Source organism: Streptomyces sp. NPDC058741, from assembly GCF_042746715.1.
Taxonomy (GTDB): Bacteria; Actinomycetota; Actinomycetes; order Streptomycetales; family Streptomycetaceae; genus Streptomyces.
On the sequence record NZ_JBHYQH010000077.1, the window covers coordinates 1 to 15,351 of the forward strand.

Annotated in this window: 11 protein-coding genes and 1 pseudogene; 6 read left to right on the forward strand and 6 right to left on the reverse strand. The window is 72.1% G+C overall.

The features are described 5' to 3' along the window. On the reverse strand, nt 1-4,750 hold a 4,750-nt coding region (locus tag ACFW6P_RS31425; RefSeq protein WP_386425676.1), incomplete at its 3' end, for a beta-ketoacyl synthase N-terminal-like domain-containing protein. A 378-nt stretch (nt 4,751-5,128) separates the two neighbouring features. On the opposite strand from ACFW6P_RS31425, the gene ACFW6P_RS31430 reads away from it, so the two are divergent. The 4 genes from ACFW6P_RS31430 (at nt 5,129) to ACFW6P_RS31445 (ending at nt 9,028) form a co-directional block, all read left to right on the forward strand. Continuing rightward, nucleotides 5,129-6,508: an NDP-hexose 2,3-dehydratase family protein gene (locus tag ACFW6P_RS31430; RefSeq protein ID WP_386359709.1), complete on the forward strand. Its 1,380-nt coding sequence runs from the start codon at nt 5,129-5,131 to the stop codon at nt 6,506-6,508. Next, nucleotides 6,505-7,500 carry a Gfo/Idh/MocA family protein gene (locus ACFW6P_RS31435; RefSeq protein ID WP_386359711.1) on the forward strand — a complete coding sequence of 332 codons (996 nt, stop codon included), beginning with the start codon at nt 6,505-6,507 and terminating at the stop codon, nt 7,498-7,500. Before ACFW6P_RS31430 ends, ACFW6P_RS31435 begins: the two co-directional genes overlap by 4 nt. A 100-nt stretch (nt 7,501-7,600) precedes the next feature. After that, nucleotides 7,601-8,221: a TetR/AcrR family transcriptional regulator gene (locus ACFW6P_RS31440; protein ID WP_386359713.1), complete on the forward strand. Its 621-nt coding sequence runs from the start codon at nt 7,601-7,603 to the stop codon at nt 8,219-8,221. Between the two features lie 51 nt (nt 8,222-8,272). Continuing rightward, complete coding sequence (locus ACFW6P_RS31445; RefSeq protein ID WP_386359715.1) at nt 8,273-9,028, forward strand: VC0807 family protein; 756 nt, start codon at nt 8,273-8,275, stop codon at nt 9,026-9,028. A 71-nt stretch (nt 9,029-9,099) separates the two neighbouring features. On the opposite strand, the gene ACFW6P_RS31450 is transcribed toward ACFW6P_RS31445, so the two are convergent. After that, on the reverse strand, nt 9,100-9,435 hold the full coding sequence (locus ACFW6P_RS31450; protein ID WP_386359717.1) for a VanZ family protein: 336 nt from the start codon (nt 9,433-9,435) through the stop codon (nt 9,100-9,102). A gap of 167 nt (nt 9,436-9,602) precedes the next feature. Between ACFW6P_RS31450 and ACFW6P_RS31455 the strand changes: the two genes are divergently transcribed. Next, complete coding sequence (locus ACFW6P_RS31455) at nt 9,603-9,923, forward strand: response regulator transcription factor (protein WP_386359719.1); 321 nt, start codon at nt 9,603-9,605, stop codon at nt 9,921-9,923. Nucleotides 9,924-10,552: 629 nt separating this feature from the next. On the opposite strand, the gene ACFW6P_RS31460 is transcribed toward ACFW6P_RS31455, so the two are convergent. The 3 genes and pseudogenes from ACFW6P_RS31460 to ACFW6P_RS31470 form a co-directional block, all read right to left on the reverse strand. Continuing rightward, on the reverse strand, nt 10,553-11,542 hold the full coding sequence (locus tag ACFW6P_RS31460) for a YdcF family protein (RefSeq protein WP_386359721.1): 990 nt from the start codon (nt 11,540-11,542) through the stop codon (nt 10,553-10,555). 652 nt (nt 11,543-12,194) lie between these two features. Then, nucleotides 12,195-12,317: pseudogene (locus tag ACFW6P_RS31465) on the reverse strand (IS701 family transposase); the annotation flags it as partial. Nucleotides 12,318-12,486: 169 nt separating this feature from the next. Then, complete coding sequence (locus ACFW6P_RS31470; RefSeq protein ID WP_386359723.1) at nt 12,487-13,098, reverse strand: ScbR family autoregulator-binding transcription factor; 612 nt, start codon at nt 13,096-13,098, stop codon at nt 12,487-12,489. A 405-nt stretch (nt 13,099-13,503) separates the two neighbouring features. Between ACFW6P_RS31470 and ACFW6P_RS31475 the strand changes: the two genes are divergently transcribed. Beyond that, entirely contained in the window at nt 13,504-14,214 is a 711-nt protein-coding gene (locus ACFW6P_RS31475; RefSeq protein WP_386425679.1) for an HAD family hydrolase, read from the forward strand. Between the two features lie 774 nt (nt 14,215-14,988). Here the strand turns inward: ACFW6P_RS31475 and ACFW6P_RS31480 are convergent. After that, complete coding sequence (locus ACFW6P_RS31480; RefSeq protein ID WP_386359727.1) at nt 14,989-15,174, reverse strand: hypothetical protein; 186 nt, start codon at nt 15,172-15,174, stop codon at nt 14,989-14,991. Between the last annotated feature and the right edge of the window lie 177 nt (nt 15,175-15,351).

Below are 15,351 nucleotides of genomic sequence, written 5' to 3' on the forward strand. Positions count from 1 at the left end.
CCCCCACCCCACGGACCACATCCACCAACGACCAGTCCACGAACTCACCCAACGCCTCAGCACACTCACCGAACCGAGACGCGAACACCGGCGACGCATCCAGGAGCTCCACCGCCATCCCCACCCACTGCGCACCCTGCCCCGGAAACACGAACACCGGAGAAGAAGCCGCAGACAGCACCGAGCCGGACACCACCGGCTCCCCGGCCACCATCACCGACCGGCATTCGAACGCCGACCGCGTCCGCCACAGCGACCACGCCACATCCACCGGGTCGAGGGAGTCGGCACCGGCGGTGAACTCCTGCAGTCTCGCCTCCTGTTCGGCGAGCGCGGCCGGGGTACGGGCCGACACGAGCCAGGGCAGGGTGACGTCAGAGGCGGGCCCGTCGGCGGCCGGGAGCTCGGCCGCTGCCGCGGCTTCCAGGATGACGTGGGCGTTCGTCCCACTGATACCGAAGGACGACACCCCGGCCCGACGCGGGCGACCGCCGTGCTCCTCCCACCTCCGGGCATCCGCCAGCAGCTCCACGGCGCCCGACGACCAGTCCACGAGCGGCGACGGCTCGTCCGCCCTCAGCGACTTGGGCAGGGTGCCGTTGCGCATCGCCTGCACCATCTTGATGACGCCCGCGACGCCGGCTGCCGCCTGCGTGTGGCCGATGTTGGACTTCACCGACCCCAGCCACAACGGCCGCTCCCCGCCCCGCTCCCGACCGTACGTGGCCAGCAACGCCTGCGCCTCGATCGGATCCCCGAGCCTCGTCCCCGTCCCGTGCGCCTCCACCACGTCCACATCACCCGCGGACAACCCCGCGTCCGCCAACGCCGCACGAATGACCCGCTGCTGCGACAGACCGTTCGGAGCCGTCAACCCGTTCGACGCACCGTCCTGATTGATCGCCGAACCCCGCACCACGGCAAGCACCTGATGCCCGTTCGCCTCGGCGTCCGACAGACGCTCCAGCAGCAGCACCCCCACGCCCTCGGCCCAGTTGGTGCCGTCCGCGTCGGCGGCGAAGGGCTTGCAGCGGCCGTCGGCGGCCAGTCCACGCTGACGGCTGAACTCGACGAACATGCCCGGGCCGGACATCACGGTGGCGCCCGCGGCGATGGCCAGCGAACATTCGCCGGTGCGCAGAGCACGGACGGCGAGGTGCAGGGCGACCAGGGACGAGGAACAGGCCGTGTCGACCGTCACCGCCGGGCCCTCCAGCCCCAATGCGTAGGCGATGCGTCCCGATGCCACGCTCGCCGTGGTGCCGGTGAGGACGTGGCCCTCGACCGCTTCTCCGGCTTCGTGCAGGCGTGGTCCGTACTCGGGTGCGGTGGCGCCGACGAAGACGCCGGTGGCGCTGGCGCTCAGGCCGCGCGGGTCGATGCCCGCGCGTTCGACGGTCTCCCAGGTGGTCTCCAGGAGCAGTCGCTGCTGCGGGTCCATCGCCGTCGCCTCACGCGGCGAGATGCCGAAGAACCCGGCGTCGAACTCGGCCGCGTCGTGCAGGAACCCGCCCTCGCGGACGTAGGTGGTGCCGCTTCGGTCGTGGTCGGGGTCGTAGAGGGCGTCGAGGTCCCAGCCGCGGTCGGTGGGGAACGGGGAGACCGCGTCGGTCTCCTCGCGGACCAGGCGCCACAGGTCTTCCGGGGTGCGTACCCCGCCGGGGAGGCGGCAGCCCATCGACACGATGGCGATCGGCTCGTCGGCGGAGTCGTGGCGGGCCGCGGGGGCCGTCGCGTCGGTGGCCGACGGGGCGGTGAGGTGGGCGGCGAGGCGTTCGGGGGTGGGGTACTCGTAGACGGCGGTCGCGGGGAGCGGGACCGGGGCGAGGGCGGTGATCCGGTCGCGCAGTTCGACGGCGGTGACGGAGTCGACGCCGAGTTCCCTGAAGGTGCGCCGTGGGTCGACCCGGTTCGGGTCGGCGTAGCCGAGGACGACCGCGGTGGACTCGCGGACCAGGCGCAGCGCGTCGTCGTGGTCGAGCACGGCGCCGGTCGTGGCGGGCGTTTCGGTCGTGGCGGGGGCGGTCGCGGTGGGCGGTGCCACCGGAGACGCGACAGTGCCGGCCGCGGCCGGGCCGGGGGCCGGGGTGATCCAGTGGCGGCGGCGCTGGAAGGCGTAAGTGGGCAGGAGGACCCTGCGAGGGGTGAGATCCGTGAAGACGGGGGTCCAGTCCACGTCGGCGCCCCTGGCCCACAGGGCGCCCAGGGAAGTCTGGAACCGGGCGGGGCCGCCCTGGTCGCGGCGCAGGGTGCCGGTGACGACGGCCTGCCGTGTGCCCGCGGCGGACTCGACGGTCTCCTGTACCGGGCCGGTGAGGACCGGGTGCGGGCTGACCTCGACGAAGGCGCCGTGGCCGGCGTGGGTGAGGGCGCGGACGGCCGGTGCGAGGAGGACGGGGTTGCGGAGGTTGTCGTACCAGTAGGAGGCGTCGGTGGCGGGGGTGTCGAGCCAGTCGCCGGTGACGGTGGAGAGGAAGGGCACTTCGGGCCGGCGCGGGACGATGGGGGCGAGGAGGCGGAGCATCTCCTCGCGGACGGGTTCGACGTGCGAAGAGTGGGAGGCATAGTCGATGCCGACGCGGCGGGCGCGGACGTCCTCGCGCTCGGCGGTGGCGAGGATGTCGGTGACGGTTCCGGTGTCGGCGGAGACCACGGTGGAGGTGGGACCGTTGAGTGCGGCGACGGTCACGTGGTCGCCCCATCGTGCGACGAAGCCGCGCGCGTCGTCCTCGGCGAGGGCGAGGGAGACCATGCCGCTGCGGCCTTCCAGGGGGACGAGGATCTTGCTGCGCAGGGCGACGACGAGGGCGGCGTCCTCCAGGCTGAGGGCGCCCGCGACGCAGGCGGCGGCGATCTCCCCCTGGGAGTGTCCGACGACGGCGGCGGGCCGGATGCCGTGCGACTGCCAGAGGGCGGCGAGGGAGACCATGACGGCCCACAGGACGGGCTGGACGACGTCGGAGCGGTCCAGGGGCGGGGCGTCCCGGTCGCCGCGCAGGACGGCGGCGAGGTCCCAGTCGACGTGCGGGGCGAGGGCGTCGCCGCACTCGGTGAGGCGGGCGGCGAAGACGGATGAGGTGGCGAGGAGTTCGGCGGCCATGCCCGCCCACTGGCTGCCCTGGCCGGGGAAGACGAACACGGGCCGGTGGATGTCCCCGGCGACCGGACCGCCCGGAACGGCGGTCGTGATGCCGTCGAGCAGGGCGGCGGTGTCGGCTCCCACCGCCAGGGCCCGGTGCGCGAGGGGGGTACGGGTGGTGAGCAGGGACCACGCGGTGTCGACGGGGTCGTCCCCGGTGGCGCGGACGTGCGCGGCCAGGCGGTCGGCCTGTGCGCGGAGTGCTTCGGGGTCGCCGGCGGACAGCAGCCAGGGCACGGTGGCGGGTGTGGTCCGGTTGTCGCGCGGCGGGGTCGGGCCGGTGGCGGGGGGCTCCTCCAGGACGAGGTGGGCGTTGGTTCCGCCCATGCCGAAGGAGGACACACCGGCGCGCAGCGGGGTGCCGGGGGTGTCCGGTGTCCACGGCGTGGTCTCGCGCTGGACACGCAGTCCGAGGCGTCCGAGGTCGATGGCGGGGTGGGGCTCGCTGTGGTTGAGGCTGGGTACGAGTCGGCGGTGCGACAGGCACAGGACCGTCTTGAGGAGTCCTGCGATGCCGGCTGCGCCTTCGAGGTGGCCGATGTTGGTCTTCACGGAGCCGACGGCGAGTGGGGCGCGCCGGCCCTCGGCGGTGCCGAGGACGGCACCGAGCGCGGCGGCCTCCACGGGGTCGCCGACGCGGGTGCCGGTACCGTGCAGTTCGACGTAGCCGATGTCGGCCGGGTCGATCCCGGCGCGCCGGACGGCGGTGCGCAGGACGGCTGTCTGGGCGTCGGCGTCCGGGGTGGTGATGCTGCTTCCCGTGCCGTCGTTGTTGAGGGCGCCGCCGCGGATCACGGCGTGGACGCGGTCGCCGTCGGCGAGGGCGCGGGAGAGCGGCTTGAGCACGACGAGTCCGCCGCCCTCGCCGCGCACGTAGCCGTTGGCGCGCGCGTCGAAGGTGTGGCAGGCGCCGTCCGGGGAGAGCGCACCGAACTGGGCTGCGGCGAGGGAGCTTTCGGGGCTGAGGTTGAGGTGGACACCGCCTGCGAGGGCGAGTTCGCAGTCGCCGTTGCGCAGGCTCTCGCAGGCCAGCTGCACGGCGGTCAGGGAGGAGGACTGGGCGCTGTCGACGGTCATGCTGGGTCCGCTGACGCCGAGGGCGTAGGACAGCCGGTTGGCGATGAGTGCCCGGTTGAGACCGGTCAGGGTGTGGTGTCCCGGTCCCCGTCCCGCGGCGCGGACGACGTCGGCGTAGTCGCAGGTGTCGGCGCCGAGGAAGACGGCGGTGGCGCGCGGGGCGCCGGTGACGGGGATGCCCGCGTGCTCCAGGGCCTCCCAGCCGAGTTCCAGGGCGAGTCGTGCCTGGGGGTCCATGGCGTCGGCCTCGCGGGGCGAGATGCCGAAGAAGGCGGCGTCGAAGTCGGCGGGGGCGGAGACGTATCCGCCGCGCAGGGGTGCGGTGCCGCCGTGCGGGGTGGGCCAGCCGTCGGCGGGTACGCCCGTGCGCCGTTCCGCGGGCAGGTCGGTGACGGCGCTGCGACCCTCGGTGAGCAGGTCCCAGTACGCGGCCGGGTCGTCGGCCCCCGGGAGCCGGCACGCGAGGCCGACGACGGCCACGGGCTCGTGGCCCGGAGCGGCGTTCCGGACGTCGGTGGGCACCGGCTCGTTCATCGATGGCACTCCAGATACCGAGGGCGACAGGGGTGGGAGCGGTTCACACATTCGCACGCGAGTCGGAGTCGTCCGTCGGTCGGACGGGACGCTCTAGGGGAATCTCTAGGCGCGTCGCGGGCTTCGGCGAGGACGCCGGGCGGGCGCGTTTCCCGAGGGCCGGCCGAAGGGCGGGGGCGGATCGTAGTCAGCGGGGGAGGGCGCCACAAGGGGCGAGGATCTAGGCGAATGCCGGAACTCGCAGGGGCACGCTGGGAGGGCGGCGATCCGCTGTGCGTCCTCTTCCCGCGGCGTGTTCCGCGCGGCGTGTCCTGGGGCGCCCCGTTCCGGTGCGTCGCATGCGACGTCGTGTTCCCGAACCGAAGGAAGGGCTGATCCATGACCCCGACATCCGCGCTCGCGTCGTCGCGCGGCGAGGTGGCCGGCACGCGGGCGGCCCTGGCCGGGTCGGCGGCCAACGTCGACGGCGGGGTGCTGAGCGACGTGGAACTCGTCGCGTGGCTGGCGGACCGCGGCCGGGCCCAGCCGCAGCGGGTGGAGCGGGTGCCGTTCGCGGCACTGGACGGCTGGCGGTTCGAGGAGGGTACCGGCGATCTGCGCCACGCGAGCGGCGGCTTCTTCGCGGTGCACGGACTGCGGGTCCGCTCGGACTTCGGCCCGGTCGCCGCGTGGGAGCAGCCCGTCATCGACCAGCCGGAGATCGGGATCCTGGGCATCGCCGTGCGGGACTTCGGCGGGGTCCCGCACCTGCTGATGCAGGCGAAGTCGGAGCCGGGCAACGTGAACGGGATGCAGGTGTCGCCGACCGTGCAGGCGACCAAGAGCAACTACTTGCGGGTGCACGGCGGTTCGGCCGTGAGGTACCTGGACTGTTTCCGCCGTCCCGCACCGGGCTCGGTGGTGGCCGACGTGCTGCAGTCGGAGCAGGGATCGTGGTTCCTGGGCAAGAGGAACCGGAACATGATCGTGCGGGTCGGTCCGGAGGTGGAGGCCGACGAGGACTTCGCCTGGCTGACGCTGCGTCAGGTCAACCTGCTACTGAAGCAGGACAACGTCGTGAACATGGACGCGCGTACCGTGCTGTCCTGTCTGCCGGACTGGCGGGTGGAGGCGACGGGGCCGGCCGCGTCCCTGCACACGGACGCCGAGATCCGCAGCTGGATCACCCGGCGCCGCGCCGAGCACGAGGTGAGCGTGACGCCGATCGGGCTCGCGGAGACCAGGGACTGGCACCGCGACCCGTACACCGTGTCCCACGTGAGCGGGCGGCACTTCAGCGTCGTGGCCGTCGACGTCGTCTCCGGGCGGCGCGAGGTGGCGGCGTGGTCTCAGCCGCTCGTCGAGCCGCACGGCACGGGCCTGGCGGCGCTGTTCGTCCGGCGGCTGAACGGTGTGCCGCACGTCCTGCTGCGGGCCCGCGCGGAGCCCGGGTTCCTGTCCGTCGTCGAGCTCGGCCCGACGGTGCAGTGCACCGCCGGGAACTACGCGGACCTCCCGCCCGCGGCATGGCCGCCGTACCTGGACGAGGTGCGCGCGAGACGTGAGGCGGCGGTGTACGACGTGCTGCTGTCGGAGGAGGGCGGCCGGTTCCTCAACGCCCAGAGCCACTACGTCATCATCGAGGTGGACGACGACATGCCCACGGTGTCGGACGAGTTCCGCTGGGTGTCGCTGCGTCAGGTCGACGAACTCCTGCGCTACAGCCACCATCTGAACGTGCAGGCTCGCACCCTGATCGCCGCGTTGAGGTCGCTGTGACGGCGCCGGCGGCAAGGCCGTTGCGACTGGGAGCGATCGGCACGTCGTCGATCGCCCGGCGGCGCGTCCTGCCCACGGTGACGGGGATGCCGCAGTGGGACCTGGTGGCCGTCGCCGGGCGCACGGCGAAGAAGGCCGCCCTGTACGCGGAGCACTTCAAATGCGACGCGGAGGACGATCCGGCGGCGCTGCTCGAACGGCCCGACCTCGACGCCGTGTACGTGTCGACCCCGGCGGCCCTGCACCACACGTGGGCCGAGCGGGCCTTGAACGCGGGCAAGCACGTGCTGGTGGAGAAGCCGATCGGTACGGACGCCGCGGAGGCACGCTCCCTGTGCGCCCTGGCGGCGGAACGGCGCCTGGTGCTGCGCGAGAACTTCATGTTCCCGCACCACCCGCAGCATGTGAGGGCTCGGGAGCTGGTGGACGGCGGGCGACTGGGGCGGCCGGTGTCCTTCCGGGCCGCGTTCTGCATCCCACCGCTGCCGGACGACGACATCCGCTACGACGTCCGCCTCGGCGGCGGCGCGCTGCTCGACGTGGGCGTCTACCCGCTGCGGGCCGCGGCGCTGCTGCTGGGCCCCGGGCTGGAGGTGGCCGGCGCGACCCTGCGCACCCGGGTGTCGGACGGACTCGACCTGTCGGGGCAGGTGCTGCTCACCTCGCCGTCGGGGGTGCTGGCCGAGCTGGAATTCGGTTTCGAGCACGCCTACGCGTCGACGTACACGCTGTGGGGCGACCGGGCGCGGTTGACCGTGACGCGCGCGTTCACCCCGCCGCCCTCGCACCGGCCGCTGCTGATCGTGGAGGAGCAGGACCGCGAGGAGACGATGACGCTTCCCGCAGCCGACCAGTTGAGGCTGCTGCTGGAGGAGTTCGCCGATGCCGTGCACGGGGGCGGCGACGACACCGGAGCGCATACCGCGTCCGTCACCGTGCTGGAGCTGGTGGACGCCGTCCGCGCGACGGCACGAAGGGTCGGGGTGCGCTGACGGACAGGGAACCGCAAGGTGACCAGGGATGTGCCCCCACGTGGCCAGGGAATCTCGGACTCTAGGAGAAACCCGATCATGATCCGGCTAATCTGAGGCCATGATGGCCAGGACAGCCAATCCGAACAACCGGACCTTCACGCAGAATGCACGACGGGCACAGATAGTTCAGGCGGCTATCGAGACGCTCGCAGAATCCGGATATGCGAAGACGTCGTTCACGAGGATCTCGCGACAGGCCCAGCTCAGCAGCACCGGAATGATCTCCTACCATTTCTCCGGCAAACCCGAGCTGTTCGCGGAAGTCACCCACACCATCGTCGAGAAGGCCGAGGAAGTAGCGGGTGCACGCATGGGTGGCGAGGACACCTATCGTGGCAAGCTGAATGCGTACATCGCGTCGGTCTTCGACTTCGTCGCCCGCTATCCGGTCCACACGCAGGCACTCATCGAGATCATCAGGATGATCCGGCACCAGCAGATCGACGGGCTGGACACCATCGAGCGCAGTGTCCTGTCGGTGGACCGGCTCGTGGCGTTACTCGAAGAGGGCCACAGAGCGGGGGAGTTCGCGAGTTTCGACTGTTTCACCATGGCTCTGGCTATGCGCGGCGCCATCGAGAGCGTCCTGGGCCACCATCTGTGCAACGTGGCGATGGACCTCGACCGGTGCGCCCGCGAACTGGCCCACATGTTCGATCGCTGCACTCAGACCGCGTAGCACCGGCTCCGGACGGCACGCCGTCCGTCCCTCACTCCGGGAGCACACCGCATGACCTCCCCCACACCCCCTTCCGAGCCCGCGGCGCCCTCCGCGGCACAGCCCACGACGGCTCCCCCCACCGATTCCGAACGGCCCTCCTCGCGCTGGGCGTTCGTGATCATCGTCGTCTGCGACATCGTGCTGCCCGTCGGCCTCTACTACGCGCTCCGCGCGGCCGGCGTGGACGAGATGGCCGCCCTGCTGCTCAGTGGTTCCGCGCCCGCGCTGCACACGCTCCACACCGCCGTGCGCCATCGCAAGCTGGACGCCGTCGGCGTCTTCACCGTCGCCCTGCTGGTGGTCAGCGCGCTGGCCTCACTGCTGACCTCGGATCCGCGCATCGCCCTGGCCCGCAACGGCCTGTTCACCGCCCTGGCCGGCGTCTGGCTGCTGATCACCCTCTTCACCGCGCGCCCCTTCACCTACCAGGCGCTGCGCACCCTCATGCCGGGACGGTCGGCGAAACTGGAGCAACTGTGGGAGTCGGACGCCACCTTCCGCCGTGTGTGGCGCGGCCTGACCACGCTGTGGGCGATCGGCCTGCTGTGCGACGCGCTCCTGCGGGTGATCATGGCGTACACCCTCCCCGTGGATGTCATCCCCGCGCTGGACGGTGTGCTGTACGCGGTGTCGTGGATCATCCTCCAGGTGATCACGCAGATCGTCCTGTTCCGGACGCGCACCCTGACCAAGATCATGGAAGGGCGGGAACCGGGCAGGCGCCTCTTCCCCGCGTCCGCGCGGCAGCCGGGAACGGGCGACTGACCCGGCCGGGCCGAGCTCGAGAACGCTGCCCGGTTCTCGCGTGAACCAGTGGCGGTGCGGGAGCGGTGGGGTCAGGGACGGACGGCGGGACCGGCGGTCGGTGACTGCTGGATGCCGTCGGCGGTGGGCGCGCGGCGCCGCGGACGGGGCAGCGCGGCCGCGAGGAGAGGCCCGCGCAGGGCGGGCGCGCACAGAGCGAGGGTCACCGGGGCGTAGCCTGCGGGTCCGCCCAGCGGGTTGGCGATGAGGTCGTTGCCGTCCACGGACCGTCCGTTGTTCAGGACGATGTACGACAACAACTGGGCGGCCTCGACGGACAGGCCGGCCGCCGCCGTCATCAGGGTGCCCGCGACGCCGAGGTGGCGTTCCGGGAGAACAGGGGCGAGCGGGCAGCCGGCCGGCACCATGGATCACGGACGGACATCGCCGCCCATCCGACGGCACCGGCTACGGGCTGCACGGCCTGCGCGAGGCCACCGTCGCCGCCGGAGGCACACTGACCGCGGGTTCCGGCCCGGAGGCCGGCCGGCACGTCGCACTCAAGCTCCCCCCTCTCCGTGCGGCAGGTCCTCCGATGACCGTCCGCGTCCTCCTCGCGGACGACCAGTCGTTCGTCCGCACCGGCACGGCCGTGATCCTGTCGTCCGAGGACGACACCGAGGTCGTCGCCCAGGCCGACCCGCAACGCCTGCTTGAGCGGTTCGTCCGCCCCGCCGTCACGGCCGGCCCGGTCCGTTCCTCGTCCCTGGCCAAGCGCGAGGCCGAGGTCACCGCGCTCGTCTCCCACGGGCACACCGACGCGCACGTCGCCGCCTCCCCGCACATCAGCGTGGGCACGGTGAAGACCCCTCTCACCGACAGAGCACACCCGGCGCCCGCGAACGGGGCGAGATAGCGGCCTGGGCCCGGGAATCAGGACTCACCCGCTGACCGGGCAGCAGCACGGCCCTGGACCGGCCCGGCGGCCGGCGGTCCGGCGGGCGATCAGCCGGAGGCGACCGGGTCGTGCAAGGTGGAGCTGGACCACCTCGGTGCCTGGCCTCACACCGGCGGCGCCGACAGGCACGGGCACGCCACCCAGTGGCGGTGGCGCGCCGGCCACGGCAGCCGGGCGCGAAGCCACCGCACCCGCCCGCCCGTCCGAGCCCGGCCGCGTCGCGGCCGGGGTCTTTCGTCGAGATCAGGCCGGACCACAAGCGGTCTCCGGTGCCGTGCGTCGCAGGGCGCAGAACGGGGTCCGGGCGAAACCCCGACGACCGGCGACAATGCGGTGCTCGAGGCTTCTCCCGCTCGAGCGGGAGCGGGAGGCGGTGGCGGATCCCGCCCGCCCCGGCCCGAGCCGGGCGGGGGCCCGGCCTTGCCGCATCCGGTGGCGCTCACCCGGCTCCTGCCCGCGCCTGTCCACCACGGCCCGTTCCAGCACCCCCCTCGTGGCAAGGACCGTCCCCGCCCTGGCCCGCTGCGTGTCCCGGCTGAAGACGGTTCACCGAGGCCTCCAGGTAGTGGTCTCCAGCCGACAGCTGCCTAGACCGCCGTCACCACCGGCACTGCCAGCAGCAGGCTGAGTCCGATCAGGGGCAGGCGGTCCAGCCACAGGATGGCGGCGAATTCGCGCAGTGTCGCGGCCAGCCAGTAGGCGCGGGAGGTCGGCGCGCCCACGACGTGCACGGGCACGCCGACGCGGCGGGCCAGCAGGGTCGTGCGGTAGACGTGGAAGCCGCTGGTGACCACCGTGACGCGATGGCCGGGAGTGGTGTCGTCCACGAGGGCCGCGCTGAAGCGGAGGTTCTGCCCGGTGTTGACGGAGCGGTCTTCCCGCACGATCCGTTCGGCGGGTACTCCGCGTCCACGCAGATAGTCGGCCATAGCGTCCGCCTCGGAGCGGACCTCGTCCTCGCCCTGGCCGCCCGAGACGACGAACACCACACGTGGCGAGTCCGGTGCGCGGTCGGCATCGATCGCGAGGGCGCGGTCCAGCCTGCGGGTCAGCAGCGGGCCCGGCTGGTCGCCGTTGAGCCCGGCCCCCAGGACAACGACATGGGTGGTCCCCGGCAAGGGGGTGCTACGACCCCGGACGAACACGTAGGCGGCGAAGACGAGGAAGAGCAGCGTGAGGTAGCCCGCGGCTGCGTTCACCGCGACCATGAGGGCACCGAACGCTTCGCCGCCGACCACGTGGAGAACCGCGTCGAGTCCGAGCACTGCCAGCATCGCGCAGCCGGCGGCCACGGTCGCCAGCAGGGCTGCCTGCGGCCCGTAGCGCCGGATGAGGAGGATGCCGTCGGCCAGGAGCACCAGTCCCAGTGCGAGCGCCGGGAGCAGGGCGGCGACGGCGAGGACGGCGGCCAGGGTGGGGTGGTCATCCGCAGTGCGAACGGCCACCCCGAGTCCGGCAGAGGTCACCGCGAGGCAGAACAACGCAGCGGCGGAGAACCGGTGTGGTGCCAGCAGGGCGTGGAGGACGCCGCCTGCGGCGCACACGAGCGCGACGAGGTACTCCGGGTATTCCGGCATGTGCCGCACCGCTCCGCTCCCCCGCTCGCTCGCCGGGTCGCTGCCCGTACCCGCCCGCCTCGCGCCGCAGGCGGGTCTTCCGCACCCGGTACCGACGGTTGGCTGAAGGCCATCCTTCCAGACCTGCTGCGGTGCACCGAACACAGGCGGGTGGCGGTGCCGTCGGCGGAACCGGTATGTCGTACCCGGTGGTGCTGCGTTCGTCGACCACCTCGCGTGGCACCGCGAGTTCGGTCACGTCGACGCCAGCCCGTCAACGGTGTGTGCGGGGGTGCCTGCACCAGACACATCAACCTGCCGTCACGGCGGCTGCGCACGCTTGTGTCGCCTTCGGCACTCCGAGATCCACTCTCGCCCTGTCGGTCCTCCGGCAGACGGCCCTTCCGGTGGGCATCGGGCCGGCCGTCGCGGCCCTGGTGGGATCGAGCCTCGGCGACGCGCTGCTCGGCGTCATCGGGCGGACCGCCGCCGTCGACGCGGGAAGCGTGCTCGCCGTGACCGCGGCTGCCATTCGCCGCGGTCCTCCTGGTCAACCTGCTCACCCTGCCGACACTGCCGCGCGTCACGCGGCCCGACGGGCTGCGTCACGAGTAGGGGCCGACCGAGTGCGGTGCACCTCGGGAAGCCCCTGTCGCCAACGGCAGGACGGCGCTCTGTTCGCCGAGGTTTCCACCACGTACTGACGCACGTCGTCGATGATCTCGTCGGCGTCCCACTCGATCCGGTTCGGCATCCGGTGGATGCGATCCGGTCCTGTGCGCCCGGCTTCCTCCGCCGGCGCTGCAGCGATCACGGCGTCGGAGCCGTCCTGGATAGCCCGTTCACCGGGCTGAACCCGCGCGCTGTCCGGGGCTCCCGGGGTAGCAGGGCGTGGAGATCCGGTGATCGACCGACTGTGGCCAGGGGCTTTGCGCGGAGGGTGCCCAGGACGGTCGTGCTGCCGGTCAGCGACCTGCCGGGAGGTTCCCGCGGGGCGGTTGCGGCCGGAGGGAGGGCAGAGTCAGGTGCCACCAGTCGGTCAGGCGGTCGTCGAGGACGTTCGTACCTTCGAGGGCCTCGGTGAGGGTGCACAGGCCGAAGAACGCGCGCACCAGGGTCCGGGCCGTGCGGGCGGGGCGGACGTGCTCGTCGACATGCCCTGCCAGCCGGGCCTGCGCGAGCAGTCGTGTGGCGGCGGTGGTCCACAGCGCGAAGGGGTCGGGAAGGGGGGTGTTGATGACGGTGCGCTCGGCCCACAGACGGGCACCGGCACGCGCCACCGGATCCTTGGTCAGGGCATGGGCGATGTCGTAGCTGAGGGCGACGAGCCGTTCGAGCGGGGGGACCGTCTCGTCTCCGTAGCGTGCGGCGAGCTGGGACCAGGTGGCGAACCGGTCCTCGACGACGGCGACGGCGATGCCCTCCTTGCCGGTGTAGTGGAAGTAGACCGCGCCGCTGGTCCGGCCCGACCTGGCGCTTATGTCGTTGACGCTGGTGGCCGCGTATCCCTGTTCAGCGAACAGTTGGGAAGCCGCTTCCAGCAGTGACCTGCGGGTTGCCTTCGCCCGTTCCTGCAACGTCCCGTCCGCCCTCGCTCTGTTTTCACGCCGGTCACGAATTTAGTGCGCCAGCGTACGCTCGGAGCCTGAAGGCGCACTTTCGTGCGTCAATTACGCAGTTCTTTCGAATGTGAACGCGCCCGAGTGGTAACGGAGGCAACGCGCTTCGGGTGTCGCGCAGCCAAGCGCGCGTCACAACTGACCTGCGTGCAGGTGGTGTTGCCAGTCCCGGCGGCTGTGTCACGGCTGTCACCGCCGCACGGTCATACGCCTGATTCCGGCGCCCGTCGAGTCACCGAAAAGGGTTATTGCCCGATTTACCTGGACGGAAATAACGTAGCGGAAACTATCTTTCCGCTTCCTGCGGACAGCGGGAAACGCCGCATGCGTGCATACACACATGCGAAGGCATGGGAGGCCCCAGTGACCACCTCGGACCACGATCTGCTCGACTGGTCGCCCGACGCCGTCGTCTTCGACTGCGACGGAACCCTGATGGACAGCGAACGCCACTGGCAGGAGGCTCGCAGCCGGGCCTTTCGGGAGCACGGACTCCAGCCACCGCCCGGGTTCGCGGAGCAGGCCCTGGGCCTGCATTACGAGGACTGCGGCCGGCTCATGGCGCAGTCCGTGCACAAACCCGAACTGACCGAGGACCTGACGGCCGCGCTTCTCGACCACTTCCTGTCCCTCGTCACCGACGAACCGGTGACGATGCCAGGTGCCGTCCGGCTCGTACGGCTGCTCTCCGGCCGGTTACCGCTCGCGGTGGCCAGCAACTGCCCGAGGGTCGTGGTCGAAGGAAGCCTGGAACGGGCCGGGCTGCTCGCACACTTCCGGCACCTCGTCGTCCCCGACACCGGGGACCGCGTACGTCCCAAGCCGCACCCCGACGTGTACGCCGTGGCGGCCCGGCTCTGCGGTGTCCCCCCGCACCGGGCGCTGGCGGTGGAGGACTCCCTGACCGGTGTGGAAGCGGCCCGCCGGGCCGGCCTTCGGGTCCTGGGCGTCGGTCCCCGGCCTCAGGGCGACGGCGCCACCCGAGCCGACCTGTGGCTTCCGGCACTGAACGCTCCCGAACTGCTGGCCTGGGCCCACGCGCTCGCCAACCCCCGGGGGGTGCAAGGGCCCTGACAACCCGCCGGGGCTGCGCAAACCACCGCTGATCACCGCCTCTCCTGCGATCCCGACGCGCCGGCTCTGAGGTGCGGGCAGCCGGCCTCCGGCCCTCGGCCGCCTCCTCAGGCATGGCGCCGGTGAGGCCGTCGAGGTGCTGGACCGCCTCACGGGTGAGACGGTCGGGGTCGGGGGATTGCAGGGAGCGGCGCAGCAGGTCGGGGGCGAGGTTCTGGTGCTGCGGGTAGGCGGTGAGGGTGCCGACCAGGGGGGTAGTTGTGGGCGAGGGCGGCGGTCACCCGGTACAGGACGAGGCGCTGCCACTGCCCCATGGGCTCGCCGTGCGGGGTCCTCAGGTGCAGGGTCTTGACTTGAGGTGCGGAGTCTTCGGGTGCTGGGCGTGGGCCGGTGGGCGTTGATGCGGCGGCAGTGGTGGGTGACCAGTGCCAACGGCAGGGTGTCGCGGACTTCCTGCAGGCCTGCGGTCTGTTGCGGGCCGCGGGGGTCTCGCCGCGCCGCTGGGGTTGTTCGCGTGGGTGGGGTGAGGTCGTGGTGGTGCCGTTCTTGCGGCCGACCCCACGATCCGGCGCCGTTCGGGCGGCCGGGGCCGCACGGCGGGGCGCTGTACGTGACGCGGCGTGTCTGGGACCCACCAGTGCGCCTCGGTCGTGGGCTGACGCGGCACTCGGCCGGGAACCGTCACGACGCGAGAGACAAGGGGGCGGCACCACCGGATGGCGACGCTCATCGTGCCGGGGTCACGGAACGGCCGGGTCCCCGGGGCCTGAGGCTTTACAGCGCGGTGGGAGGGATCTTCGGGTCGAAGACGCTCCGCGGCACGCTCGGCTGGGAGGTGGACGCCTGGCGCAGTACCTGGGCCAGGTCTCGGTGTATCCGGTCGGCTTCCCCGCGGACCTGGACGGGGATGTCGCCGCGTTCGGCGACGAGGCGGTCGTAGACGGGGGTCTGCTGGAACACGGTGGGGCGGTTTCCCTTCAGCGCGCGGTATGCCGGACTGGCGCAGGATACGGGGCCGGGTCGTTCCCGAACAGCCAGTCAGCTTGGCGTTTAACCTCGGCGCTCGATGAGACGAGCGAGTGATTCTGTGGGCCAGCAGAGCCACTGCAGGAGTGGGTCGGTGACCACGAAGTAGTG